14 protein-coding genes are annotated in these 26,862 nt (G+C 73.7%); 3 read left to right on the top strand and 11 right to left on the bottom strand.

All coding sequences use genetic code 11. The features are described 5' to 3' along the window. Positions 1–48: 48 nt before the first annotated feature. The 7 genes from OG455_RS32650 to OG455_RS32620 all read right to left on the bottom strand — a co-directional run bounded on the left by OG455_RS32650 (position 49) and on the right by OG455_RS32620 (position 16,426). Positions 49–3,237, bottom strand: coding sequence for an amino acid adenylation domain-containing protein (locus OG455_RS32650; RefSeq protein WP_266299888.1), 3,189 nt, complete (start codon positions 3,235–3,237; stop codon positions 49–51). Then, positions 3,224–8,764 carry a non-ribosomal peptide synthetase gene (locus OG455_RS32645; protein ID WP_266299887.1) on the bottom strand — a complete coding sequence of 1,847 codons (5,541 nt, stop codon included), beginning with the start codon at positions 8,762–8,764 and terminating at the stop codon, positions 3,224–3,226. The genes OG455_RS32650 and OG455_RS32645 overlap by 14 nt, the downstream gene beginning before the upstream one ends. Positions 8,765–8,895: 131 nt before the next feature. Then, positions 8,896–9,183, bottom strand: a complete 288-nt coding sequence (locus OG455_RS32640) for a phosphopantetheine-binding protein (RefSeq protein WP_266299886.1) — start codon at positions 9,181–9,183, stop codon at positions 8,896–8,898. After that, positions 9,180–12,245: an amino acid adenylation domain-containing protein gene (locus OG455_RS32635; RefSeq protein WP_266299885.1), complete on the bottom strand. Its 3,066-nt coding sequence runs from the start codon at positions 12,243–12,245 to the stop codon at positions 9,180–9,182. Before OG455_RS32635 ends, OG455_RS32640 begins: the two co-directional genes overlap by 4 nt. Before the next feature lie 7 nt (positions 12,246–12,252). Then, entirely contained in the window at positions 12,253–13,812 is a 1,560-nt protein-coding gene (locus tag OG455_RS32630) for a class I adenylate-forming enzyme family protein (RefSeq protein WP_266299884.1), read from the bottom strand. 737 nt (positions 13,813–14,549) lie between these two features. Continuing rightward, complete coding sequence (locus OG455_RS32625) at positions 14,550–15,554, bottom strand: SIS domain-containing protein (RefSeq protein WP_266299883.1); 1,005 nt, start codon at positions 15,552–15,554, stop codon at positions 14,550–14,552. A gap of 128 nt (positions 15,555–15,682) precedes the next feature. Further along, positions 15,683–16,426, bottom strand: coding sequence for a ribonuclease H (locus tag OG455_RS32620; RefSeq protein ID WP_266299882.1), 744 nt, complete (start codon positions 16,424–16,426; stop codon positions 15,683–15,685). 246 nt (positions 16,427–16,672) lie between these two features. Between OG455_RS32620 and OG455_RS32615 the strand changes: the two genes are divergently transcribed. Beyond that, positions 16,673–17,539 carry a haloalkane dehalogenase gene (locus tag OG455_RS32615; protein ID WP_266299881.1) on the top strand — a complete coding sequence of 289 codons (867 nt, stop codon included), beginning with the start codon at positions 16,673–16,675 and terminating at the stop codon, positions 17,537–17,539. Between the two features lie 92 nt (positions 17,540–17,631). On the opposite strand, the gene OG455_RS32610 is transcribed toward OG455_RS32615, so the two are convergent. After that, positions 17,632–18,837, bottom strand: a complete 1,206-nt coding sequence (locus tag OG455_RS32610; RefSeq protein WP_266299880.1) for a cytochrome P450 — start codon at positions 18,835–18,837, stop codon at positions 17,632–17,634. 211 nt (positions 18,838–19,048) lie between these two features. On the opposite strand from OG455_RS32610, the gene OG455_RS32605 reads away from it, so the two are divergent. Then, positions 19,049–20,095 carry a sphingomyelin phosphodiesterase gene (locus OG455_RS32605; protein ID WP_266299879.1) on the top strand — a complete coding sequence of 349 codons (1,047 nt, stop codon included), beginning with the start codon at positions 19,049–19,051 and terminating at the stop codon, positions 20,093–20,095. 150 nt (positions 20,096–20,245) lie between these two features. On the opposite strand, the gene OG455_RS32600 is transcribed toward OG455_RS32605, so the two are convergent. Then, a complete protein-coding gene (locus OG455_RS32600) occupies positions 20,246–23,086 on the bottom strand; it encodes an RNA helicase (protein WP_266299878.1) in 2,841 nt (946 codons plus the stop codon). Between the two features lie 312 nt (positions 23,087–23,398). Between OG455_RS32600 and OG455_RS32595 the strand changes: the two genes are divergently transcribed. Further along, positions 23,399–23,773, top strand: a complete 375-nt coding sequence (locus tag OG455_RS32595; protein WP_266299877.1) for a hypothetical protein — start codon at positions 23,399–23,401, stop codon at positions 23,771–23,773. 86 nt (positions 23,774–23,859) lie between these two features. Here the strand turns inward: OG455_RS32595 and OG455_RS32590 are convergent, their stop codons facing one another. Together OG455_RS32590 and OG455_RS32585 are read right to left on the bottom strand one after the other, a co-directional pair. Continuing rightward, complete coding sequence (locus OG455_RS32590; RefSeq protein WP_266299876.1) at positions 23,860–25,035, bottom strand: aminotransferase class V-fold PLP-dependent enzyme; 1,176 nt, start codon at positions 25,033–25,035, stop codon at positions 23,860–23,862. A gap of 4 nt (positions 25,036–25,039) precedes the next feature. Continuing rightward, positions 25,040–26,830 carry a glycoside hydrolase family 36 protein gene (locus OG455_RS32585; protein WP_266299875.1) on the bottom strand — a complete coding sequence of 597 codons (1,791 nt, stop codon included), beginning with the start codon at positions 26,828–26,830 and terminating at the stop codon, positions 25,040–25,042. Positions 26,831–26,862 lie beyond the last annotated feature (32 nt).

Raw genomic sequence — 26,862 nt, 5'->3', positions numbered from 1 at the left:
CCGCGCTGCTCCGGGCCGGCGGATGCCGGTCAGGAGCAGCGCGGCGGCTCAGTCCAGCCGGCTCTCGACCTCGTCCTCACTGAGCGCGTCGATCTCGGCGATCAGCAACTCCTCGACCAGCGCGGCCAGTGAGGCCAGCGTCGGGTTCTCGAAGACGTCGCGGACCTGGACGTCCAGCCCGGCCGTCGAGCGGATCCGGGCGGCGACCCGGGTCACCAGCAGCGAGTCGCCGCCGAGCTCGAAGAAGTCGTCGAGCGCGCCGGCCTTCTCCACCCCGAGTACCTCCTGCCACAGTTCGGCGATCAGCGTCTCGGCGTCCGTACGCGGAGCCAGGTACGCGCGGACCAGCCGCGCCGCCGGGTCGATCCGCGGCAGGGCGGCCAGGTCGAGCTTGCCGTTGGGGGTCAGCGGCAGGGTGCCCACCAGGGCGATGCCGGCCGGGACCATGAAGGCCGGCAGCCGGTCGGCCAGGTGGTCGCGCAGCTCCGGCGGCCGGGCGTCGACGCCCGCCCGCGGGACCACGTAGGCCAGTAGCCGGCCGCCGTCGCCGACCAGCGCCGCCGCCCGGGCCACCGCCGGGTGGTCGGTCAGGGCGGTCTCGATCTCGGCGAGCTCGATCCGGTAGCCGCGGATCTTCACCTGGTCGTCGGAGCGGCCGAGGAACTCCAGTTGGCCATCGCTGCGCCAGCGCGCCCGGTCGCCGGTGCGGTACATCCGGGTCCCCGGCCGGGCGAACGGGTCCGAGCCGAACTGATCGGCCGTCAGCTCCGGACGTCCCAGGTAGCCGATCGCCAGACCGGCTCCGCCGAGCGCCAGTTCACCCACCGCGCCGGCCGGCAGCAGGCGCTGCCGCTCGTCCAGCACGTAGGCGCGCACCCCCGGCAGCGGGCGGCCGAGCGGGGGCCGGCCCTCGGTGTCCGCCGCGCCCAGCTCGGCGGAGGTGGCGATCACGGTGGCCTCGGTCGGACCGTAGGTGTTGACCAGGCGCACCCGGTCGCCGTGCCGCACCCGCCAGGCGGCGACGGACTGGGCGCGCGCCTCGGAACCGCCGAGGATCACCAGTCGCAGCGCGGCCGGCCAGCTCACCGCCTCGCCCAGGTCGACCAGTTCGTGCCAGTAGGCGGTGGGCAGGTCGAGCACGGTGAGCTCGGCGCCGGCCGACGTGCGCAGGAAGTCCGGCAGCGTCCGGCCGCCGCCCGGCAGCAGCACGCAACGCGCGCCGGCCGAGAGCGCCGGCCAGATCTCCTCGGCGTGGGTGTCGAAGCCGATCGAGGCGAACTGCGCGACCCGGTCGGTCTCCCGGAGCCGGTAGCCGTCGCCGGCCATCCAGTGCACCCGGGCGGCCAGCGCCGCGTGGTCCACCAGTACGCCCTTGGGCCGGCCGGTGGATCCCGAGGTGTAGAGCAGGTAGGCGGGCGCGGAGGGGTCGACGGCGGGCGGCACGGCCGGCTCGCCCTCAGGCCGGCCGCGCGGCACCAGCAGTACGGGGACGTCGAGTTCGCCGTCCTCCGAGGTGCTCAGCAGCAGGGTGGCCGCGCTGTCCCGGAGCATGAGGCGCAGCCGCTCCGCCGGGTAGGAGGCGTCCAGCGGGAGGTAGGCCGCGCCCGCCTTCCAGACCGCCAGCAGGGCGGTGACCAGCTCGAAGGAGGGGTCGATCCGGACCGCCAGCACCTGGCCGGCCCGCTCCCCCAGCCGCTCGGCGAGCAGCGCGGAACGCCGGTCCAGCTCCGCGTACGAGAGCGTCTCACCGTCGAACTCCAGTGCCACGGCGTCCGGCTGGGCGGCCACCGAGGTGGCGAACCGCTCCAGCACGGTGGCGACCCGCTCGGGCAGCTCGGGCCCGCTGCCCAGCGCGAGCAGCCGCTCGCGCTCCTCGGCGCCGACCAGCCAGTCGCCCCGCACCGGGGTCAGCGGGTCGGCCACCACGGTCGCGAGCAGGGAGCGGTACTGCTCCGCCACCGCCTCGACGGTGCGCCGGTCGAAGAGCGCGCGGTCGAAGCAGAAGGAGGCGACCAGTTCCTCGCCGTCGCGCCAGACGTCCAGCAGGACATCGAACTTGGCCTGCGCGTAGCCGGCGTCCAGCTGTCCGAGGACGACACCATCGGGGGTCCCTCCCTCGCCCTTGCCGCCCATCTGGTCCTGGCTCTGCAGCACGAAGAGGGTCTGGAAGAGCGGCGGCCGGTTGCGCTCGCGGGCGATGCCCAGCGCGTTCATCAGCCGCTCCAACGGGACGTCCTGGTGCCCGAAGGCGCCCATCACGGCCGAGCGGACCCGGCGCAGCACCGTCCGGAAGTCGGGGTCGCCCTCCAGGTCGGCGCGGATCACCACGGTCTTGCTGAAGTAGCCGAGCATCGACTCGTACTCGACCTCGTTGCGGCCGGCCACCGGGGTGCCGACCCCGAAGTCCTGCTGGCCCGACCAGCGGGAGAGCAGGATCTGGTAGGCGGCCAGCAGCACCATGAACGGGGTGCAGCGCTGCTCACGGGCCAGGCGCTCGACACCGCTGGTCAGTTCGGCGTCCAGCACGGCCAGGCTGAACTCGCCCTCGTGGGCGGGCCGCTTGGGTCTCGGCCGGTCGGTGGGCAGCAGCAGCGGGGGCAGCCCGGCCAGCTTCTCGCTCCAGTAGACGAAGTCCGACTCCCCCGCCGGCCCGCTCAGCCGCTTCTCCTCGGCCACCGCGAACTCACCGAACTGGAGCTCCGGAGCGGGCGGTTCGGCGACGTCCTCGCCCAGCTCGGCGCGGTACAGGGTGAGCAGCTCGGCCCACATCAGACCGGCCGACCAGCCGTCCGAGACGATGTGGTGGATGCCCATGCTGAACGCGTGGTCGTCGGGCCCGACCCGGAACACGGTGGGTCGCAGCAGCGGCCCGGTGGCCAGGTCGAAGGGCGCGTTGATCCGCTCGGCGACCGCCTCGGTGATCCGGCGATCGATCTCCCGCGCTCCCGCCCCCGGCTCGACCGCCAGCTCGACCAGCTCGACCACCGGCTGGTAGGGCGGGTCGACCAGTTGCAGCGGCTGCTCGTCCACCAGGTCGAACCGGGTGCGGAGCACCTCGTGCCGGGCGACCAGCCGGTTCAGCGCGGCGCTCAGCGCCGGCAGCGAGAGCGGGCCGTGCCAGCGCCGGCCCATGTACATGTTGTAGCTGGCGTCCCGCCGGCTCAGCTGCTGGAGGAACCACAGGCGGCGCTGATCCGCCGTCAGGGGGTAGCTGCGGATCGCGTCACCGCTGGTCATCGGGCACCTCTCGGGTGGAGCGGGCGTTCAGGGTCTCCAGGCCCACCAGGTCATCGGCGGGCGCGTCCGGCACCTCGCGGTCGAACCGGGCCAGCACCGGGACGCGCAGGCAGACCAGCGCCAGCAGCGCCATGGCCAGGCCGAAGCAGAGGTAGAGCAGCCCGATGCCGCGGCCGGCGCCGGTGCCGATCACCCGGCCGACGGTGCCGGCCAGCGCGCCGTGGCGCTCCACCAGCGGCTGCAGCAGCTTCGGCCCGAAGGGGGCCACCACCGCGAAGCCGATCGGCAGGGTCGACCAGGCGACCATCGTGTTGACGGCGATCACCCGGCCGTGGAAACGCTGCGGGATCTTGGTCTGGATGATCGTCGCGTAGATGCCGTTCACCAGCGCGAGGCCGGCGGCCATCCCGAAGGCGCCGAACGCGACCACCGGCAGCGAGGCGCGCAGACCGGTCAGCGCCGCGGCGCAGGCCAGCGCCAGGGTGGCCAGCAGGACCCCGCGCAGCCGGTGACGGCGCGGACCGCCCCAGACCAGCAGGGTCAACCCGCCGACGGTGGCGCCGAGCCCGCCGCCCATCGCCACCCAGCCGGTGGCGGCGAGCTTGTCGAAGGAGAGCACCAGCGGGGTGGTCAGCAGGAAGAGCGGCGACAGGAAGACGTTGAGCACCGCGAAGAAGACCAGCATCGCGCGGAACTGGCGGCTGCCGAGCGAGCGGTGGAACCCCGCCCGGATCTCGGCGGCCACCGACTCGCGCCGCCGCCAGGCCATCGTCCGCGGGAACCTGACGAAGGCGACCACACCCACCGCGCAGAGGTAGCTGGTGACGTCGAAGGCGAGGATGCCGCGCAGGCCGACCGCTGCCAGCAGGCCGACCGCGAAGAGCGGGACCAGGAACTGGGCGAAGCCGAAGGCCATCTGCACCACGCCGTTGGCGCGGCCGAGGTAGCGCTTGGGCACCAGCTGCGGCACCGCCGAGCCCCAGGCGAAGCGCTGGAAGGTGAGCGCCAGCGAGAGCGCCGCGATCAACGGGTAGACGTGCCAGACCTGGAGGCTCCGGGTGAACGCGAGGGTGAACATCACCGCCTGGGTGGCGCCCGCCGCGAGATCGCCGTAGAGCATGATCCGGCGCCGGTCGCCGCGGTCCACCACGGCGCCGGCCAGCGGGGCCGCCAGGATGCCCGGCACCAGGGCGCAGACGGCCATCAGGCCGAACTGGGCGAGCGAGCCGGTGTGCAGGTAGATCCAGATCGGCAGGGCGAACTCGGTCAGCGCGGAGCCGATCATCGAGATCTGCTGGCCGGCCGCCACGGTGAGGAACCGGCCCATGCTGGGCCGCACCTCGCTGCCCTGCCCGGGGACGGCCGCGCGGTCGCGGGAGACGTCCTCCAGCCACCAGGTGGAGCCCTCGCGACGGCGGTGGCGGTCCTCGGTGCCCTCCTCGACGGCGAGGTGCACGTTGGTCAGGATGGTGGCGAGTTCGGCGGCGCGGTACTTGAGGAAGAAGTGCCCGGCCTCGTCCAGCACCACCACGGCGGCGGTGTCGGTGATCCGGTGCCACTCGCGGAACCGCTCCTGGTAGAACTCGGTGGCCGGGTCGCGGTCGCCGATCACCGAGATCACCGGCGCCTTGATGCCGGCGACCCGGCCCTCGCCGTCGCCCTCGTTCCCGTTCCCGCTCCCGGTCCCACCCGCGCTCCCGCTCCCGCTCTCGTAGAGCTCGCCGAAGTAGCGCTCGGCCTGCCGGGTGCCGGAGCGGCGGTTCCGCACGATCAGCTTCAGCTGCTCCGGGTCCACCTCGTCCACGTCGAGACCGGCGGCCGTCAGGCCGTTGATCATGCCCTGGTCGCTGCGCAACCGCTCGGTCAGCCGGGCGACCTTCGCCGAGAACCGGGCGCCGCGGCCCTTGGGACGGGCGAACGGGAAGATCCCGCCCATGTGCACGGCCGCCACCTCGCGGCCGGCCGCCTCCAGCCGTCGGGCGATCTCCACGCAGAGCATCACGCCGACCCCGCAGTGGCCGTAGAGCACCACGGCGCCCTCGACGTCGTCCAGGATCTCCTGCGTGCACTCGGCCGCGACCTCCTCGAACGGCCGCTCCTCCTCGCCCAGTTCGTGGCCGGGGACGGCGAGCGAGTGCAGTGCCCAGTCCTCGGGCAGCTCGTCGGCGAGCGGCTTGTAGATCAGCGCGCTGCCGCCGCCGTACGGGGCGCAGACGACGCTCGCGGTGACCGGGCGCTTCGGGGTGAGGCGGTGCAGCAGCTTGCGCGGGCCACGATCCGCGTCCGGGGAGGCGACCAGGGCCGCCAGGGTGCGCACCGTGGAGTACTGGAAGAGGTCCATCACGCTGACCGGCGTGGGCAGTTCGGGGTAGGCCCGGCGCAGTCCGGCGACCACCTGGGTGGCCAGCAGCGAGTGACCGCCCAGTTCGAAGAAGTCGTCCAGCGCGCCGACCCGGGGTAGGTCGAGCAGATCGGCCCACATCGCGGCGATCAGCTCCTCCTCGGGCGTGTCCGGGGGCCGGTAGCCGGTGGCCGGTCCGTCCTCGGGCGCCGGCAGCGCCTTGCGGTCCACCTTGCCGTGTGCCTGGAGCGGGAACCGCTCCAGCGAGACGTAGCGGGCCGGGATCATGTAGTCCGGCAGCAGGTCGAGCAGCTTCGCCCGCAGCTCGGCGGCGACCAACGGCTCGCTGTGGCCCGGGCGTTCGAGGTAGGCGACCAGGTTCTGCCGGACGCCCTCGCCGCGGGCCAGCACCACCGCCTGGGTGACCCCGGGCAGCGCGGCCAGCGCCGCCTCGATCTCGCCGGGCTCGACCCGGTAGCCGCGCACCTTGATCTGGTGGTCGGAGCGGCCCAGGAAGTCCAGCGTGCCGTCCGCCCGCCAGCGCACCAGGTCGCCGGTGCGGTAGAGCCGGCCCTCGCCGTACGGGTCCTCGACGAAGCGCTCGGCGGTCAGCTCGGGGCGGCCCAGGTAGCCGCGCGCCAGTCGGTCGCCACCCAGGTACAACTCACCCGGCACCCCGGGCGGGACGGGCCGGCGCCCGGCGTCCAGCACGTAGCAGCGGGCACCGGCCAGCGGGCGGCCGATCGGGGTGCTGCCGTGGCCGTCACCCTCCGGCGCCTCGGGCCGGACCTCGTGCACGGTGATGCCGACGGTGGCCTCGGTCGGGCCGTAGTGGTTGAAGACCGAGCAGCGGCCGTACGCGGCGAGTTCACGCGCCCAGGCGTAGGAGGAGGCCTCGCCGCCGAGCACCAGCGCCTTGGCGGGCAGCAGTCGCTCCACCGGCACGTCGGCGGCCAGCGCGGCCAGGTGCGAGGGCGTCATCTTCAGGTAGTCGATGCCCAACCGCTCGATCTGCTCGGCCAGTTCCAGGCCGGCGATCCGCCGCGGCAGCAGGTGCACCCGGCCGCCGGTGGCGAAGGCCAGGTAGAGCATGGTGATGCTGAAGTCGAAGGAGAGCGACTGCAGCAGGCCGTAGCTCGCGCCCGGTTCGATCCGCAGCCGCTCACGGGCCCCGGCCAGGTAGTTGAGGATCTGCCGGTGCTGGACCTCGACGCCCTTGGGCTGCCCGGTGGAGCCGGAGGTGTAGATCACGTAGGCGAGGTGCTCGGGGCCGCTGACCTCGTCCGGCGGCGTGTCGTCGCCCTGCGCCGGCTCGGTGTCGAGCAGGATCTCGGGGCCGGCGAAGTCGGTGAAGCGGGCCCGCAGTTCGGTGTCGGTGACCAGCACGGCGGCGCCCGCGTCGGCCAGCAGGTAGCCGAGCCGAGCCGGGGGCTGCTCGGGGTCCATCGGCAGGTAGCCGGCGCCTGCCTTGAGCGCGGCCAGCAGGCCGACCGCCAGCTCCGGGGACTGCTCCAGGCAGATCGCCACCCGGTCGTCCGGCCGCACGCCCGACTCCCTGAGCCGGCGGGCCAGCCGGTTCGCCCGCCGGTCCAGTTCGCGGTAGCTCAGCACCTCGTCCTCGAAGACCAGCGCGGGTGCGTCGGGGGTCGCGGCGACGGTGGCGGCGATCAGCGCGGTGAGGGTGGCCGGGCCCTCGGCCGGCAGTTCGGGGCCGATCGCCCAGTCGGCCAGGACGGCCGTGCGCTCGGCCGCGGTGAGCACCGGGAGCCGGCAGACCAACTGGTCCGGGTCCGCGACGGCGGCGGTGACCAGCAGTTCGAAGCGCTCGGCGAGGCGCTCGACGGTGGCCGGATCGAAGAGATCGGTCCGGTAGGTGAAGAGGCCGCCGAGCCCGTCCGGGCGCTCGTCCATGTACAGCGCGAGGTCGAAGTGGGTGCTGGTGCCCTCGAAGCCGAAGCCCTCGGCGTCCAGGCCGGAGGAGGCGGGCCGGGCGGCGCGGTCGCCGTAGTTCTGGAAGGCGAAGGTGGCCTGGAAGACCGCGGAGCGGCTGACGTCGCGCTCGACGGTGAGGTCGGCGACCATCTGCTCGAACGGGACCTCCTGGTGCGCGTAGGCGTCCAGCGTCCGCTCGCGCACCCGACTGATCAGCTGCCCGAACGTCAACTCCGGTTCCAGCCGGGCCCGGATCGGCAGCATGTTGACGAACGAGCCCACCACGCCTTCGAGTTCACGGTGGATCCGGCCGGCCACCGGGGAGCCGATCGCGAAGTCGCGCTGCCCGCCGTGCCGGGCCAGCAGGGCCTGGAAGGCGGCGAGCAGCACCATGTAGCGCGAGGCGCCGTAGGCCCGGGAGAGCGTGCCGATCCGCTCCGCCAGCGCGCCGTCCCAGTGGAAGCCGTGTGCGGCGCCCTCGAAGGTGAGGACGGGCGGGCGCGGCCGGTCGGTGGGCAGGTCGAGCGTGGGGACGTCGGCCAGTTCGGTCCGCCAGTACTCGCGGTCGGCGGCCAGCGAGCCGTCTTCCAGCCGGCCGCGCTGCCAGGCCGCGTAGTCGCCGAACCGCACCTCCGGCTCGGCCAGTGCGGCCGGCCTGCCGTGCGCCGACTCCGCGTACAGCGCGTCCAGTTCGCGGTTGAGCAGGTCGACCGACCAGCCGTCGCAGACGATGTGGTGCAGCGTCAGGGTGAGCACGTGGTCGTCCGGCCCGAGCCGCAACAGCAGGGCGCGCAGCAACGGGCCGCGGGCCAGGTCGAACGGCTCGGCCGCCGCCTCGCGGACCAGCTCGGCCGCGCGGCGCTCGGGTTCGGCCTCCCCCGCGAGGTCGACGAAGCGGGCGGCGACCGGGCCGGGCTCGGCGACGGTGACCTCGGCGATGCCCTCCTCGGTGGTCGGGAAGGCCATCCGCAGGCTCTCGTGCCGAGCGGTCAGCGCGGTCAGCGCGTCGTCCATCGCCGGGCGGTCGAGCGGGCCGCGCAGCCGCCGGGTGGGGCTGAGCGCGTAGGCGGAGCCGCCCGGGGCGAACTGCTCCATGAACCAGAGGCGCTCCTGGCCGCTGGAGAGCGGCGGCGAGGTGCCCGCCGGGCGGCGTTGGACCACCCTGGTCGGGCCCCGGCCGCCGCGCAGCCGCTGGGCCAGCAGGGCCCGCTTGGCGTCGGACCATCCTGCCTGAGGTACCTGGGTCTCACTCATCGAAGTCCTCGGGATCGGCGACGCGCGGGTGGGCGGTGCGAAGGATCGGGCGGGGCCGCCGGGGCACGGCGGCCCGGCACGCCGGCCCGGGCCGGATCGGGGTGGGGTGGGGTGGGGTGGGGTGGGTGGTACTACGGGGTGACGCCGTGCTCCGTGACCAGGTGCTCGGCGAGGCCGTCCAGGCTGTTCAGGAACTCGGCCGGACCGTCGAGGTCGAGGAAGACCCCGAACCGCTCCTCGACGGCGTCCAGCAGTCGCAGCTGGGCCAGCGAGCCGACGCCGAGCACCACGAACGGCGTGCCGGCCGCCGCCAGCAGCTCGCTCCCGGTGAGCTCATCGTCCGTCGCGGTGGAGACCAACTCGGCCAGCACCGAGAGCAGTTCGACGGAGACCGCGGCCGGCTCCAGGTTCTCGCTCACTGCAGCTCCTTGACGGCCTCGGCGATGCCGGCCACGGTGGAGGTGTCGAAGAAGACGTCGAAGTCCAGCTCCACGCCGAGCACCTTGCGGATCCGGGCGCTGATCTGAATGATCATCAGCGAGTGCGCGCCGAGGTCGAAGAGGTCCTCGTCGATGCCGATGTCGGGGATGCCGAGCACCTCGGACCAGATCGCGCGGAGCGCCTCGTGCACCGGGTCCGCCACGGCACCGGCCACCGGCTGCCTCGGCTCGGCCGGGGCGGCCTCGGGGGGTGCGGGCAGCGCCTTGCGGTCGAGCTTGCCGTTCGGTGTCAGCGGCATGGCCGCCAGCGGGACGAACAGCTGCGGGACCATCGCGCCCGGCAGCGTGCGCAGCAGGTGCTCGCGCAGCTGGGCGCCGGAGGGCGCGGGGCCGCCGCGGGTGACCAGGTAGCCGACCAGGCGGGGTTCGCCGGAGCCGTCCTGGTCGACGGTGACGGCGGCCTCGGCGAGCTCCGGGTGCTCCAGCAGCCGGGCCTCGATCTCGCCCGGTTCGATCCGGTGGCCGCGGATCTTGACCTGGTTGTCGAGCCTTCCCAGGAAGTCGAGTTCGCCGTCGGCGTTCCAGGCGGCCAGGTCCCCGGTGCGGTAGAGACGGCCCTGGCCGAAGGGGTCCTGGATGAACCGCTCGGCGGTCAGCTCGGGGCGGCCCAGGTAGCCGCGGGCCACGCCGTCGCCGCCGAGGTGAAGCTCGCCGGGTATGCCGATCGGCAGCGGACGGCCCTGCTCGTCGAGCACGTAGGCACGGGTGTTGGCGATCGGCCGCCCGATGCCGACCGAGGCGGGATCGAGCGGGACCTCCGCGCAGGTGGACCAGATGGTCGTCTCGGTGGGTCCGTACACGTTGAGCAGCCGGCCCACCCGGGAGCGCAGCCGGGCGGCCAGCGGCAGCGGCAGCGCCTCGCCGCCGACCAGCGCGGTCAGCTCGGTCGCCGGCAGGTCGGCGGTGAGCAGGACCCGCCAGCCGGAGGGGGTGGCCTGGACGTGGGTGACGCCCTCGCGCTGGATCAGCGCCAGCAGTCCGGGCCCGTCCACCGCCAGTCCGTCCGGTGCCAGGACCAGCCGGCCGCCGGTGATCAGCGGCAGGAACAGCTCCAGGCCGCTGATGTCGAAGGAGAGCGAGGTCAGGCCCAGCCAGACGTCCTGGGCGCCGCTGCCGAGCCGGTCGCCGAATGAGCTGAGCAGGTTGACCAGCGCCCGGTGGCCGACCTCGACGCCCTTGGGACGGCCGGTGGACCCCGAGGTGTAGAGCACGTAGGCCAGGTCGCCGGGCAGCGGCGCGGGCGGTTCGGCGGCCCGCGCCACCGCCTCGGCCAGTCGCAGGACGGCCGGGGCGGCCGCGGCCACCTCGGGGGACGGCTCACGGTTGGCCAGCAGCAACGCGGCCCCGGAGTCGGCCAGGATGAAGGAGAGCCGGTCCTCGGGGTAGCCCGGGTCCAGCGGCAGGTAGGCCGCGCCGGACTTGAGCACGCCCAGCAGCGCCACCAGCAGCTCCGAGGTGCGGTCCAGGTAGAGCGCCACCAGGGCGCCGCGGCCGATCCCGCGGGCGGCCAGGGCGGCGGCCAACTCGGTCGACCGGTTGCTCAGTTGGGCGTACGTCAGATCGCCGTCCAGCGCGCTCACCGCGACCGCGCCGGGCGTGCGGGCGGCGTGCTCCTCGAAGAGGGCGAGCAGCGTTCGGTCGGCCGGGTAGGCCCGCGCGGTGGCGTTCCAGGTCTCGGTGACGGTGCGCAGCTCGGCCGCGTCCAGCAGCGGCAGCGACCCGAGCGGCGTCTCGGGGGCGGCCACGGCCGCGTCCAGCAGGGTGCCCAGCTGGGCGGAGATCCGCCGGGCCACATCGGGGGCCAGCACCCGTGGGTCGAACTGCAGGGCCACCGTGCAGCTGTCGGGGGCGTCCACTACCTGGATGTGCAGGGTGTTGCGAGCGGTCCGGTTGAAGACCATCCAGTCCACCCGGGCGTCCGCGCCCTCGAAGACCGGTTCGGCACCGCGCCGGCGGTAGCCGACCGAGACCTGGGTCAGCCCGACCCGCGGGCTCAGCCCGCCGACGGCCTCGCCGAACGGCACGGTGCGGAACCGGTACAGCTCGCGCAGCCCGCCGCGGACCTCGGCCGCGTACTGGGCGAAGGTGGTCCGCTGATCGGTCACCGGCGGTGCGTGGTGCGGGAGTTCGTTGACGAACAGGCCGATCGCGGCGGCCTGCTCCGGGCCCCGGGTGGAGAGCGAGAGGGCCACCGGCGCCTCGGCGTTGCCGTACCGGCCGAGCACCGCGTGCACGGCGGTGAGCAGGAACTCGAAGCTGGTCACCCCGGCGCTCGCCGCGGCCGCGGCGAGCGCCGCCGGGTCCACCTCGCGGCTGACCGTCTGACCGGACCCGGCCCCCTGCGCGGCGCGGGCGACACCCGGCAGGACGACCTGCGCCGCGTCGGTCCAGCGCGGCGCGAACCACCGGGCCGCCTCGCGCACCAGTTCCTCGGCCGGCGCCACGGGCACGGTCGTCACGGGCTCCCGGTCGACCGTGCCGCCCGCCGCGAAGGCGTTGTACGCGGCGGCGAGGTCCGCGACCAGGACGGACTTGGAGATGCCGTCGAAGACCACGTGGTGCGCGACCACCAGCAGTTCCGCCCGCCCCTCGGCACCCCGGTAGAGGGTGAAGCGGGCCAGCGGGCCGCGGTCCAGCGCGAACGGCCGGGCGGTCTCCTCCTCGATCCGCTTGGCCAGTTCGGCCGGGCTGTCCGTGCCGGCCTCCACCGTGGCCGGCTCGGCGGGCAGGGCGGACTGCTCCAGGTAGAGCGTGCCGTCCCGCTCGGCGAGAACGGCGGTGAGCGCGGGGTGGCGGGCCAGCACGGCGGCGCAGGCGCGGGCCAGCGCATCCGGGTCGACCCGCCGGAAGCTGATCCGCAGCGGCAGGTGGTAGCTCTCCCGGGCGGCACCGAGCCGCTCGGTCAGCCAGACGCCCTGCTGAGCCGCACCGGCCGGGATCGAGGGCCGGTCGGCGGCCCGCTTGCTGCTCTGACTGGTCATCAGTTGCTCACTTCGGAGTTCGAGGGGGTGCGGGTTGCGGGGGCGCGGCGGCGGGGTCCGGCGGGGCGATCAGGTCGCGGACCGCCCGCTTGAGCGGTTTGCCGCCCTCGTTGCGCGGCAGCGCGTCGAGGGTGACGATCCGGGCCGGGATCTCGTGCGCGGCCAACCGCCCGGCCAGGAAGGCCCGCAGTGCGGCCGGGTCGAACCCGGCGTCGGCCACCGGCACCACCGCCGCGCCCACGGTCATCCCGAGCACCGGGTGCGGCACGCCCACCACCGCCACCTCGGCGACCGCCGGGTGCTCCAGCGCGGCCGCCTCCACCTGGAGGGTGGAGACCTTGTGGGCGCCGGACTTGATGACGTCCGACTCGCGGTCCACCAGGTGCAGGTAGCCGTCCGCGTCCAGGTAGCCGACGTCCCCCATCCGCACCCAGCCGGTGCGGAACACGCCCGCGCTCGCCTCGGCGTCGCGGTAGTAGGAGCGCTGCGAACCGGGCGAACGCAGGTGCACGTCCCCGGTCTCCCCGGTGGGCAGCGGCCGGCCGTCCGGGCCGGCCACCATGACGGCGCCCTGTGCCGCGCGGCCGAGCGCGGTGGGGCGCTCGGGGTCGTGGACCATCGCGGTCTGCGCGGGCGCGGCCTCGGTGGAGGTGTAGTAGTTGACCACGGTGGCGCGCGGGAAGGCCGCGGTCAGCGCGGTCGCCACACTGGGCGGCAGGGCCGCCGCGGTGGAACCGAGCAGGCGCACCGAGGAGAGGTCGTACCGGTGCTGCACGCCCGCGTGCAGCAGTTCGGCGGCCATCGCGGGGACCACGAACACGCTGCCCACCGAGCGCTGTTCGATCAGCCGGGCGAACCGGCCGGGGGTGAAGCGGGTGGCCACCAGGGCGGCCGCGTGCGCGTCCAGCGCGTTGACCAGCATGGTCTGTCCGGCGTTGGTGCCGACCGCGAAGGAGTGTACGAACTCCTTCGAGTGCGCCAGCGGACGGTGCTTGGCGGTGGGCCGGGTGCCATGGGTGATGTTGGCGTGGGCGGCGAGCACTCCCTTGGGACGGCCGGTGGTTCCCGAGGTGTACAGCAGCTGGGCCGGATCGGCCGCGCCGACCGTTGGCAACTCGGCCGGATCGCCGGGTGGTTCGGCCGCCAGCTCGGCGGCCTCGGCGGTCCACCAGGGACCGGCCGGAGCAGCCGGCGCGGGGCCGGTGACCAGGGCGACGGCCCCGCAGTGTTCGAGCACATGGCGCACCGCCTCGGCCGGCTGCCGGTCCGAGACCGGTACGGCGACCGCGCCGGCCATCGTCACCGCGCAGTAGGCGACGGCGAATTCGGGCCAGTCGCGCAGCCCGAAGAGCAGCCCGACCCGGTCCCCCGGGCGGACCGCGCGGCGGACCAGCGCGGCGGCGGTCGCGATTGCCCCGGCCTGCCAGCCGCCGAAGGTCAGCGCCCGCCCGTCGTCGGTCGCTATCGCCACCTGATCCGGCTGAGCGGCAGATCTGTACTCAAGAAGTCCGTGTACTGTGTACCCGGACGAACGTCTCGCGGGGTCGCCAATAGCGGCCCTGCTCATGGAACTTGACACTCCCCGTTAGTCCCTTCAGGTCTGCGCGCGAAGCCCTCATGCGGGACTTGGTCCAGACCTGCTGAGAGATTGGCATAGACCAACTCGGAGGGTCAAGGTTCTCACCTGGATCCTCACCAGCACCGCGAGGCGGTCACCGGGACGCCACTCAATGACACGCCGTCGTGGTAGACGGATGACACAACTACCCGGGACCACGGTCCTTCTGCTTCACAGCGGACAGGACAGGGACGTTGCGACGAGCGGAACGGCCCTGTCGGCTCTGCGCGTGCCTCATGCCTGTTGCGCTATGGCGACGGCGGCGGTGGTGGAGGAGGAGGTGGAGGAGGGCTCCGCCGCCGAGGGCGAGCGCGGCGATGCCGGCGATGGCCGGGTCGGCGATCGGGACGGGGGCTACGCCCGGGGTCCGGACGGAGAAGGCGACCGGCCCGTGCGGGTGCTCCGTGCCGTTCTGGTCGAACTCGCGGAACGTTCCGCCGCTCAGGGCGGTCCCCTCCGGGGCTTCGAGGCGAGTGCCACGGCCACGGCCACGGCGCTGAACACGTTGTTCGGCAAGACCGCGGCCGCGGCCCCCGTGTACGCCAACGTGTACGTGAGCCGGACGCCCGAGCACTGGATCGGGCTGCACGTGGCCCCCTCCTGCAGCGACGGACGTCCGGCCAGCACGGTGCCGCCGCTCGCGACGTGCCGCGGGGGCGGCGCGGCAGCCGGTCGATCGGTCGGTCTCAGGCGGCGGGTTCGGAGGGGAGACCGATCTGCCACAGGCTGGTCTGGGCCCAGGCGCCGGTGATCGCGAGGTCCGGGTCCTGTCCCCGCAACTGGGCGTAGCGCTCGGCCAGCAGCTGGAGGCGCACCGTCATGGGGATCTGGGCGAGCAGCGGGTGGAGCGGGACGCCGTCCTGACGCGGGGCCTGGAAGGTGGTGGTGGGGATCCCCTCCCGCTGTGCGGCTGCGCCGAGAGCGGCGGTGAGGCCGTCCACGTCGGCGTCGGGTTCAAGGACGAGCAGACCGTCAGCGGCGGTGTAGGGCACGGCGGACCCGTGCAGGAACCGGTCGGAGTCGAAACCCTCGCAGAGCATCCGGGCGGCCTCCCGGATCTTGAGCGCACCCTCGCGGGCGGTGACCCCCCACGGTCCGCAGCCGATGATGGCCAGGCTGCGCGCGGGCACCGGGGTGCGGTCCGCCTCGGCGGCGGTGCGGACCGCGCGGACCTGGTCCGCGGCGCGCAGCAGTTCGGCGGGGCTGCCCCCGGCCCAGCCGAGACGGTGCGCAAGCAGCGCCAGCACGCCCAGCGTGGCGGTGTAGCTGACGGTGTAGGTCTCGGACTCCTCGGGTGCGACGGTCTCGACGGCCTCGGGCCAGCCGCGTCCCTGGCCGGTGATCGAGACGAAGGGGATCCCCGCCTGCCGCGCGGCGGCGCGGGCGCGCACGGCGTAGGCGGTCTCCGCCGTGTGGGTGATCACGACGAGCGCGTCACCGGGGCGCGGCCCGGTGCCCCAACGGGACCACTGCACGGCCGAAACGGGGCGGGCGTCGAGCCCGGCCTGCTCAAGCATCATCGAGCCGAGTTCGGCCGCGTGCTGGCTGGTCCCGGTGCCGAGGACCAGGACCCGGCGCGCCTGCGCCAGCGTCGCGGCCTGGCCGGACAGGTCGAACTCGGCGACGCGTTCCAGCGCGTCGGCCTGCCGCAGGATCATCCGGAGCAGCGCGGTGGAGCCGGTGGACGCCATGGGTCCCTCCTTGAGTACGGGGTACGGGGTACGGGGTACGGGGTACGGAGTGCGTCGGGCGCCGCGACAGCGGACCGGGTACCCGTCGTACCGGTCAGCGTCGACGGCCGGCGGTGTGGATCAGACACTCAGGGCTGGGTGGCCGCGCACTGCGGATGTCCCCAGCTCTGGCCCACCTTGGTGATCGTGTCGCCCTTCGCGTAGGGGCGGGTGCAGGGGCAGGTGCCGGGGAACCGCGCGGCCAGGGTGCGCGAGCCGCCCGAGGAACTCCGCGGCTTCGCGGACGAGGCGGACCCGGACGAGGCGGACGCGGACGAGGCCGACGAGGCCGACGAGGCCGACGCGGCGGCTGGACGACGGGTGCGCGGCGCGGCGGTGGCGCCCTGCTCCGGCACCGGGAGGTCGGCCGCGGTGCCGCCCGCGCCCTGCTGGGTGCGGGCGGCATCGCTCGCGGCCTGGTCGGCGATCGCGTTCAGCGGGTCGCCGTTCACCTGGTGGGCGGGGACGTAGACGAAGGTGACGTCGCGACCCTCCAGGAGTGCGTCGATGCGCTGGATCAGCTCGCGGTTGGCCACCGGCTTGCCGGCGGCGGTCTTCCAGCCGTTGCGCTTCCAGCCCGCCAGCCACTTGGTGGCCGCGTCGCGGGTGTAGGTGCTGTCGAGTCGCACCTCCAGCGCCGCGCCCGGGTCGGTCGCGGCCAGCAGCCGCTCCAGCGCCGTCAGCTCGCCGACGTTGTTCGTGTTGTGCCCGAGCGGACCGGCCTGCCAGCGCTGCGGCACACCCTCACTGTCCGCGATCACATAGGCCCAGGCCGCCGGACCCGGATTTCCCTTGGCAGCTCCGTCACAGGCTGCGATGACTCGTTCGACCATGCACCGATCATGGCAGGCCTCGCGAGCCACCCGAAGCCGCCCGCCTCGCGGCCCGCCTCACGGCACCGCTGCTCCACCGGCCCGGCGGCCGGAATCCTCTGAGTCAGTCACCCGACTCACCATGGACAAGTGACCGACCGGCCGTGCTAACGTCTCCCCCGACGGACTGAGTAAGTCAACTGACTCAGATACCGACCAGCTGAACATCCGAACAGAACCAGAGACCAGAGACCAGAGGACCGCGCCATGCCCCACCAGCACATCCTTGACTCGACCATGCACCACCGGGAGACCGGCACCGGCACGCCGATCGTCTTCCTGCACGGCAACCCGACCTCGTCCTACCTGTGGCGGGACGTGCTGCCGGCCGTCGGCACCGGTCGGCTGCTGGCCCCTGACCTGATCGGGATGGGCGAATCGGGCAAGCCCGCCATCGACTACACCTTCGCCGACCACGCCCGCTACCTGGACGCCTGGTTCGACGCGCTCGACCTGCGGGAGGTGGTCCTGGTCGGACACGACTGGGGCGGCGCGCTGGCCTTCGACTGGGCCGCGCGCCATCCGGACCAGGTGCGCGGCATCGCGTTCACCGAGACCATCGTGAAGCCGATGAGCTGGGCGGAGTTCCCCGAGGGCGGCCGGGAGCTGTTCCGGGCGATCAAGGCCGACGGCGTCGGCGAGGCGATGATCCTCGACGACAACGCCTTCATCGAGCAGGGCCTGCCCGGCAGCACCGCCGGCACGCTCACCGAGGAGCACCTCGACGCCTACCGCGCGCCGTACCCGACCCGGGAGAGCCGGCGCCCGCTGCTGCAGTGGCCGCGCTCGATGCCGCTGGGCGGGGAGCCAGCCGAGGTGGTGGCCAGGATCGAGGCGTACGACCGGTGGCTTGCGGCCAGCCCGGAGGTGCCCAAGCTGCTGCTCACCTTCGGCCCCGGGCCGGGGGCGATGATGCACGAGGGCATCGTCGACTGGTGCGCGGCGAACATCGCCGCCCTGGAGATCGAGCGCTCGCCGGCCGTCGCCGGGCACCACACCCCGGAGGACCAGCCGCTGCTGATCGCCGCGGCCGTCGCGGCGTGGGCGGACCGGTTCGACCTGCGCCGCCCGTAGCGGCGGGCCCGGGGAACGGCGTGCGCCGGGGGGACGGCGTGCTCCGCGGGACGCTCAGGGCTCCGCGGGACGCTCAGATCTCCGCGGGACGCTCAGTGCGCCACCACCCACAGTTCGCGCACGCTGTTGCTGATGAAGGAGGCGACCGGCTCCGGGGGCGTGCCGCGATCGGCCGCGCGCAGGTCGGGGAACCGGGCGAACAGGGCGCGCAGCGCGATCTCGGCCTCCAGCCGGGCCAAGCCCGCACCGATGCAGAAGTGCGGACCGTGGCCGAGCGAGAGGTGCCGGCCCGGGGGGCGGGCGGCATCGAAGGTGTCGGCGTCGGCGTACTGGGCGCCGTCGCGGCCGGCCGCCGCGTAGGAGGCGAGCAGCGCCTCACCGCGGCGGATCAGTACCCCGCCGACCACGATGTCCTCGATCGCGTAGCGCAGCGGGAACTGGCCGACCGGGGAGTCGTAGCGCAGGGTCTCCTCCACCACCGCCGACCAGTCGAGTTCGCCCGCGCGCACCCGGGTGAGCTGGGCCGGATCGGCGAGCAGCGCGCGCACCGCGTTGGTGATCAGGTTGAGGGTGGTCTCGTGTCCGGCGACCAGCATGGTGAGCATGGTGCCCACCACCTCCTCCCCGCTCAGCGCGTCGCCCGCCTCGCGGGCCGCGAGCAGTGCGCTGGTCAGGTCGTCCCCGGGCCGCACCCGCTTGCGCTCGGCCAGTGCGCCGAGCAGCGCCAGCAGGTCGCGCTGGGCGGCGAGCGTCTCGCCGGGCTCGGCCGAGCTGCTGATCAGCACGCTCGACAGCGCGTGCAGGGTGTCCTGGTCGGCGGCCGGCAGGCCGAGCAGCTCACCGATCACCCGCATCGGCAGCGGGTAGGCGAAGGCCTCGCGCAGCTCGAACTCACCCTGCACCGGGTCGAGCAGACGGTCCGTCAGTTCTTGGATCCGAGGCCGCATCGCCTCGACCCGACGGGGCGTCAGGGCCTGGCCGACCAGCGAGCGCAGCCGCCGGTGGTCGGCCCCGTCGGTGGTGATCATCCCGGGCACGTTGACGAAGTTGATCAGCGGCCAGCCGACCGGCAGCCGGCCTTCGGCGTACTGGGTCCAGTGCCGCGGGTCCTTGCCCACCCGGGGATCGGCGAGCAGCTCCTGGAGGACCTGATGGTGCGTCACCGCCCAGGCGGGCACTCCGCCGGGCAGCTCCACCAGGGCCACCGGGCCCAACTCGCGCAGCCGCGCGTTCTCCTGGTGCTGCGATCGGCCGAAGGGGTCGAGCACGACGGGCGACAGCGTCTCGGAGGTCTCCATCCGCGCACCATACGACCGGGACCGGGAGCCGGCCAGGGTGCGCGGCGATCAGGGCACAGTTGTGCAGACAGGTCGACCGGGGCGCGACCGGTGTTGTGCAGACATCTCGCCGCCGAAGATTGGTCGGTTGGAGTTCTTCCAAACGTACCCGCCAGTAGCTACGGTTCCGGCTGTCATGCACAGCTGACCCCTTCCCAGGAGCCGTACTCCCATGACCCTGCGCCGCTCCGCCGCCGCGCTCAGCACCGCCGCCGTCCTCGCGCTGCTCGGCGGCACCGCTGCCACCAGCGCCTCGGCCGTCCCCGCCCCCGCCGCGACGGCCGGCAGTACGCTCTCCGTCCTGACCTGGAACGTGGACCTCGGCACCGCCGTGGTCGACTGGAGCCAGAACGAGAAGGCGAGCACCCGCACGCCGGTGATCGAGTCGATCATCCGTCAGCACAGCGCGGACGTGGTGATCCTGGACGAGCTGTTCAACAACTCCTCGATCGGCGACATCAACAGCAAGCTCGCCGACCTCTACCCCTACCGCACGCCGGTGGTCGGCGGGACCTGCTCCGGCGGCGGCTGGAACGGGACCAGCGGCGACTGCTCCAGCTCCCCGTTCGTGATCAACGGCGGGACGATGATCCTCTCGAAGTACCCGATCACCGCGCAGTACCAACACGTCTTCTCGAACTCCACCTCCGGCACCTGGGACTACCACGCCGACAAGGGCGCCGCGCTGGTCCAGGTGGACAAGGGCGGCGTGAAGACCTGGGTGGCCGGCACCCACCTGCAGGCGGACGAGTCGGACGCCTCCACCGACACCACCCAGGCCACCCGGCTCGCCCAGCTCGGCGAGATCAGGTCCTGGGTGAACGGGATCGCCGGGACCAGCGCCCCGGTGCTCTTCGGCGGCGACCTGAACGTGGAGTACTACAACGGCCAGGCGCGCGGCGACTACGCCAACGCGCAGAACGCGGTGGGCGGCGTACTCGGCTCCCCCGCGCTGGACCCGGACCAGACCATGACCACCATGGACTGCCCCGTCTCCGTCTGGTGCCAGTACATGAGCGGCGTGGAGACCTTCCCGGTCGGCTACCAGGACGACCTGGACTACCTCGGCTACCTGAACCAGCCCGGCCGCCCGGCCCCGCTCGCGCTGCCGACGGTCGCGATCGACTTCGACCCGCAGGCCGGCTGGACCTCCGGCCAGCTGGACACCCAGGCCCCCAGCGACCACTACCCCGTCCAGGCCACCTTCCAGCTCGGCTGACCCCACCGGCCCGAGCCGCCGCTGCCCCGACCGTCGCGGACGGTCGGGGCAGCGGTGCTTGCCGTGCGGTGGCGCCCCGTCAGCCCACCGGCCCGGTCAGCCCCGTCGGCCCGGTCAGCTCGGTCAGCTCGGTCAGCTCGGTCAGCTCGGTCAGCCCACCGAGGAGTAGGCGATGATGCCGCGGCGCAGCGCGTCCACCGCCTTGCGGGCGGTGCGGCGCAGTTCGGCGTCCTCGCCGGCCGCGTCCTGGATCTGGCCGAGCACGTCGATCAGCTGCTTGGTCCAGCGCACGAAGTCGCCGGCCGGCATGTCGGCGTCGCGCAGCACCGAGTCCAGGCCGTGGCCCAGCGCCCAGCGGTAGGCGGCCCAGGCGAAGCCCAGGTCGGGCTCGCGCTGGCCGACGCCCTCGGCGGTACTGATCCGGTGCTGCTCCTCCAGGGCGTCCAGGTGACCCCAGATCCGGACCATCCGGCCGAGCGCGTCCTTGGCCTTGCCCTCGGGGACCCGGGGCGTGGCGGCGTCGTCGGCCTGGCGGGCCTCGTAGACCAGCGCGGAGGCGCAGGCCGCCAGTTCGGCGGCGGCCAGGTCCTGCCAGACGCCCTCGCGGATGCACTCGGAGGCGAGCAGGTCGAGCTCGCCGTAGAGCCGCCCGAGCCGCTTGCCGTCGTCGGTCACGGTGTCGCCGACCAGGTAGCCGAGGTCGGTGAGCAGGCCGGCGACCCGGTCGAAGGTGCGCGAGATGGTGTGGGTGCGCGAGCGCATCTTGCGCTCCAGCACCTCGGTGTCGCGGTGCAGCCGCTGGTAGCGCTCGGCCCAGCGGGCGTGGTTCTCCCGGTCGTCGCAGCCGTGGCAGGGGTGCTGGCGCAGCTCGGTGCGCAGCCGGGCGATGCCGGGGTCGTCCGCGGCCGCCGCCCGGCCCTTGCGGTAGCGCTCGGGCTCCAGGTGGCCGGCCTTGGTGCGCAGGGTGGAGGCCAGGTCCCGGCGGGACTGGGGGCTGCGCGGATTGAAGGACTTGGGGATCTTCAGCCGCTCGATCGCGGCCACCGGGTACGGGAAGTCGATCATCGCCAGCCGCTTGACCTGCCGCTCGGCGGTGAGCACCACCGGGCGTGGCCCGTCCTGGTAGTCCGGGTGGCGCACCGAGCGCGGCGAGCGGCTGACCGGCGGCAGCCCCGGGTCGAGCACCAGCGCGAGGCCGGCGAACTTGCCGGTCGGCACGTGGATCACATCGCCCGGCTTCAGCGCCTCGATCGCCTCGACGGCGGCCGAGCGGCGCTGGCCGGCACCCTCGCGGGCCAGCTCGTTCTCCCGGTCCTTCAGCTCCCGGCGCAGGCCCATGTACTCCTGGAAGTCGCCCAGGTGACAGGTCATCGCCTCGCGGTAGCCCTCCAGGCCCTCCTCGTTGCGCTGCACCTGCTTGGAGATGCCGACCACCGAGCGGTCCGCCTGGAACTGGGCGAAGGAGGTCTCCAGCAGTTCGCGCGAACGGTGCCGCCCGAACTGGCCGACCAGGTTGACGGCCATGTTGTAGGAGGGCTTGAAGGAGGAGCGCAGCGGATAGGTGCGGGTGCCGGCCAGGCCGGCCAGCGCCTCCGGGTCGATGCCGCGCTGCCAGAGCACCACGGCATGGCCCTCGATGTCGATGCCGCGCCGCCCGGCCCGGCCGGTGAGCTGGGTGTACTCGCCGGGAGTGATGTCGGCGTGCATCTCGCCGTTCCACTTGACCAGCTTCTCCATCACCACCGAGCGGGCCGGCATGTTGATGCCCAGCGCCAGCGTCTCGGTCGCGAAGACGGCCTTGACCAGGCCCTTCAGGAAGAGCTCCTCAACCACCTCCTTGAACCGGGGCAACATGCCGGCGTGGTGCGCGGCCACCCCGCGCTCCAGCGCGTCCAGCCACTCGAAGTAGCCGAGCACGTGCAGGTCCTCGTCGGGGATCGCGGCGCAGCGCTCCTCCACGATGGCCCGCACCTGCAGTCGCTCCTGCTCGCCGTTGAGCCGCACTCCGGAGGTCAGCACCTGCTGGACGGCGGCCTCGCAGCCGGCCCTGCTGAAGATGAAGGTGATCGCGGGCAGCAGGCCCTCGGCGTCCAGCCGGTCGATCACCTCGGCCCGGCCCGGGGTCCAGACCCGCCCGGGACGGCCGTTGGCCATCGAGCGGCCGCGCCCGCGCCCGGCGAAGCGCGGGTTGCGGTCGGCCTCGGAGCGGGCGAGGCGGACCAGTTCGGGGTTGACCGCCTTGGCCGGGTTCTTCTGGTTGCCCTTGGGGCGGCCGTCCACGTCCGGGTCGGAGAACAGGTCGTACATCCGGTTGCCGGCCATCACGTGCTGCCAGAGCGGGACCGGGCGGTGCTCGGAGACGATCACCTTGACGCCGCCGCGCACGGTGTCCAGCCAGTCGCCGAACTCCTCGGCGTTGGAGACGGTGGCCGAGAGCGAGACCAGGGTGACCGACTCGGGCAGGTGGATGATCACCTCCTCCCAGACCGCGCCGCGGAACCGGTCGGCAAGGTAGTGGACCTCGTCCATCACCACGTAGCCCAGGCCGTCCAGGGTGCGCGAGTTCGCGTAGAGCATGTTGCGCAGCACCTCGGTGGTCATCACCACCACGGGCGCGTCGCCGTTGACGGAGTTGTCACCGGTGAGCAGGCCCACCTTGGCGGCGCCGTAGCGCTTGACCAGGTCGGCGTACTTCTGGTTGGAGAGCGCCTTGATCGGCGTGGTGTAGAAGCACTTGCGGCCCGCCGCCAGGGCCAGGTGGACGGCGAACTCGCCCACGATGGTCTTGCCGGAGCCGGTCGGCGCGGCGACCAGCACGCCCTCGCCGGCCTCCAGGGTCCGGCAGGCCTCCAGCTGGAAGTCGTCGAGCGGGAAGTCGTACAGCTCCTGGAAACCGTGCAGGGCGGTGGCCTGCTCCTGGGTACGGCGGCGGGCGGCCGCGTACGCCTCGGCGGGGCTCATCGCGTCGTCGTGCGGCAGGGCGCTGCTCATCGGCGTCACCTCTTCTTCCCGTGGTAGTGGGTCGCAGACGGTGACGCCTGCGGCTGCGGGCCGGCTCCGCGGCGCTGGGCCGGACGGGGCGCGCAGCTGGTCCGGTCGGTGTGGTGTTCCAGCATCTCAGCCTGAGATTACCCGGCTGGGCTGACATTGATCGCACCCTTTTCCCGACCTCCGCTGATCACTCGCAGTCCCGATCGATCAAGTGCGGACTCCTTTGCTCAGCTGTGATCATTCGTCAACCGAGCGTTGCTGCCCTGCCTAGAGTCGGCGCCACAGACCTGACCCACCTGGAGGGGCGCAGACATGGCGAACGTGGACACCTCGCTCAAGGAAGCGATCGGGATCGAGGGCGCGATCGGTGTCGCGCTGGTCGACTACGGCAGCGGGATGGCGCTCGGCGCGCTCGGTGACAGCCCCGAGCTGGACCTGAACGTGGCGGCGGCGGGCAACACCGACGTGGTGCGGGCCAAGATGCGGACCATGGAGATGCTCAATCTGCACGACAACGAGATCGAGGACATCCTGATCACGCTCAGCAACCAGTACCACCTGATCAGGCCGCTGACCCGGCAGGGCGGCCGCGGGCTCTTCCTCTACCTGGCGCTCACCCGCAGCCGCGCCAACCTGGCGATGGCCCGCCACCAGCTGAAGATGATCGAGGCCGCGCTGGAGATCTGATCGCCCGAGCCACCCGAGCCAACCGAGCCACCCGGGCCACCCGAGCCAACCGAGCCACCCGGCCCGCCCGGGCCACCCGAGCCGGCTCAGCCGGCCCGGAGCAGCTCGCCCAGACCGGCCGCGAGCTTCTCGTACTCCTCGGCCCGGTTGTAGACCTGGGCGGAGATCCGCAGCACCCCGCCGCCCACCCACGGGCGCACCGCCACCCGGCTGCCCAGCCGCTCGCCGACGGCGCGCATCAGCTGCCGCACGCCCGCCTCGTCCTCGGCCACCCCGGCGGGCAGCCGCACCGCGCGCATCGCCAGCCGCTCGGAGCCGGGCAGCGGCGGCAGCCCGGTCAGCTCGACGAGCCGCCGCTGGCCGTAGGCGGCCAGCCGCACGTTGTGCTCGCGAACGCGCTCCACGCCGAGCCCCTCCAGCACCCGCAGCGCGGTGGGGGCGGCCAGCCAGCCGGTGTAGTCGGCGGTTCCGCGCCACTCGACGTTGAACGGGAAGCCGTGCTCGTGCTCCCAGGAGTAGGTGAGCGGCCGGATCCGCTCCCGCCAGGCCTCGGTCACCGCCAGGAGCGCGGTGGGTCGGGGCGCGAAGGCCCACTTGTGCAGGTTGCCGAACCAGAAGTCGGGCCGGCCGACCTCCAGGTCGGGCGCCAGCATGCCGGGCACGTGGGCCGCGTCCACCATGGTCAGCACGCCGCGCTCGGCCAGCGCGCGCAGCAGCGGCGGGGTGGCGAGCTCGCGGGCGGTGGGCGAGGTGATCCGGTCCAGCAGGGCCACCTTGGTGCGCTCGGTGACGGCGTCGAGCACGGCGGGCGCCGGGTCCAGCAGCTCCAGCGGCACCGGGACCACCCGCACCCGCGCGCCGCACTCGGCGGCCCGGCGCTCGGCGGCCCGGGTGACCACGCCGTAGCCGTGGTCGGTCACCAGGATCTCGTCGCCGGGCCCGAACGGGATGCTGTCCAGGACGACGGCGACCGCCTCGGTCACGTTGCTGACCAGCGCCAGCCCGAGCGGGTCGGCGCCGAGCACCGGGGCGAGTTCGGTGCGCGCGGCGGCGACCCGCTCGGGCAGCACGGCGAAGAAGGCGTCCGGGTCCGCCTCCTGCTCCGCGCTCAGTCGCCGCTGCGCCTCCCGCACCGGGGCGGGCACGGCCCCGTACGAGCCGTGGTTGAGGTGGGCCACGGCGGGGTCGAGGGTGAAGAGCTCGGCCGCGCCGGGAATGGGCTCGGGGGCGTCCGCTGACGGCAGTTCAGGCGTTTCGGTCACGGGATCAGCCTCGGCCAACGGTGCGGCTCGGGGCAAGGGTGAGCAGCCCGCCGCGCGGCACCGGGACAGCCAGCTCACACTCCTGGGCGGTGATCGTCGCCTGCGTCACCGCGACGCCCGCGCAGTCGCGCACCAGCAGGTCGAGGCGGCCCGGCGGCCGCTCGAAGACCAAGCGGACCAGCGGGTCGGGGTCGGCGTTGGCCACCAGCAGCAGCTCCCAGGCGCCGGTGACCGCGACCGGCACCGGCGCGTACCGCCCGACGGCGAGCTGCCCGCCCCGGCGGGACTCCAGCAGCGGGTAGCCCAGCTCCGGGCGGTGCGGCCGGAAGGTGCCGCGCTGCAGCAGCCCGACGTGCTCGCGCATCACCGCCAGCCAGAACCGCAGCGCCGCCAACTGCTCGGGCCCCTGCGCGCCCAGGTCGACCGAGACCTGGGCGGTGGCGAAGAGCACCGACTGCAGTTGCACCGCGATCTCCACCGGGTGCTCGTCCGGGTGCCAGGTGAGCGGGTCCGCGTGCACCGCCAGCGGGCCGGCGGTCAGCCGCAGGTCAGTGGTCCTGGCCCGGTTCTCGGCCGCGTTGTGCGGGCAGTCGGTGGCCCGCACCATCGTCGCGTACGGCCACAGCCCGGGCCCGATGTACGGCTGCCGGTGCTCGACCAGCAGCCCGGGGCGGGCGGCGCGCAGCCGGGCGTCCAGCTCGGCGAGCAGCAGCCGCACGCCCTCGGCCACCGCCACCTGGTCGGCGGCGTGGCGGGAGAAGGTGTCGATGAAGTCGATCTTCAGGCCGTCCACCCCGTGCTGCTCCACGGCCGCCGCGAGCCGCTCCACCAGGTGGTCGCGCACCTCGGGGTCGGCCGGGTCGAGCACCGAGGTCTCCAGCTCCGCCAGGTGGGCCAGGCGCCGCCCGGCGAAGCGCTGCCCGGCGGCGCTGCGGTCGCCGGCGAAGGGCAGCGCGTGCCAGAGCAGGTAGGCCAGTCCGAGGGCGCGCACCCGGGCCACGTGCGCGGCGAAGTCGGGGAACGGGCCGGCGGCCGGCTGCCAGTCGCCGGTGGTGGCGTACGAGCGGGTGGTCTCCTCGGTCTGCCAGCCGTCGTCGACGATCAGCGCGCCGAAGCCCAGCGGCGCGGCGAGCGCGGCCAGCCGCTCGGTCTCCGCCGCGGTGATCTCCAGGTGTCGCGCGTACCAGGTGCAGAAGACCGGCTCGAACGCGCCGTCCGGCACCGCCGGGAGCTCATCGGCACCCCACCAGCTGACCATCCCGGCCAGCGTCTCGGCGAAGTGACGTCCCGTCAGGTCGAGTCGCAGGCGCAGCGGTTCGCCCTCCACCTGGTGCTCGACCCACCAGGTGAACTCGCCGCTCTCCTCCACCGCGCCCTCGCCGATGGCCACCGGCAGCACCCGTTCGGCGACCGCGAAGGTGCACAGCGCCGCGTCCCCGGCGCCGATCAGGCTGCCGATCGGCGCGCCCGCGGGCAGCGCGGCGGTGCGCGGGGCGCTCCAGGAGGGCGGCAACCAGCGGGTGCCGGTCGCCGGGGTCCACAGCGCGGTGGCTCCGGCGCAGGGCAGCTGCCACTCGACGCGCACCCTGGCGGGGCCACCGCCGGGCGGGTCGAGGTCCAGCGGCGCGGCCTCCAGGGTGAGCGACCGGTCGCCGATGACGGTGCGCACCTCCAGCGCTCGGGCGCCGACCGCGGTGACCCGCAGCCGCAGGCCCGGGATCCCGGTGGCGATCTCGCGGCTGTACTCGCCGCGCCCGGAGGGCGGCGCGGTGCCGTCCCAGCTGAGAGGGGACAAGGTGACTGCCTTTCCTGGTGCTTCAGAAGCGT

The organism is Kitasatospora sp. NBC_01287, assembly GCF_026340565.1.
GTDB lineage: Bacteria > Actinomycetota > Actinomycetes > Streptomycetales > Streptomycetaceae > Kitasatospora.
Note: the sequence above shows the minus strand (reverse complement) of the source record. Positions and strands in the feature narration are given on the sequence as shown.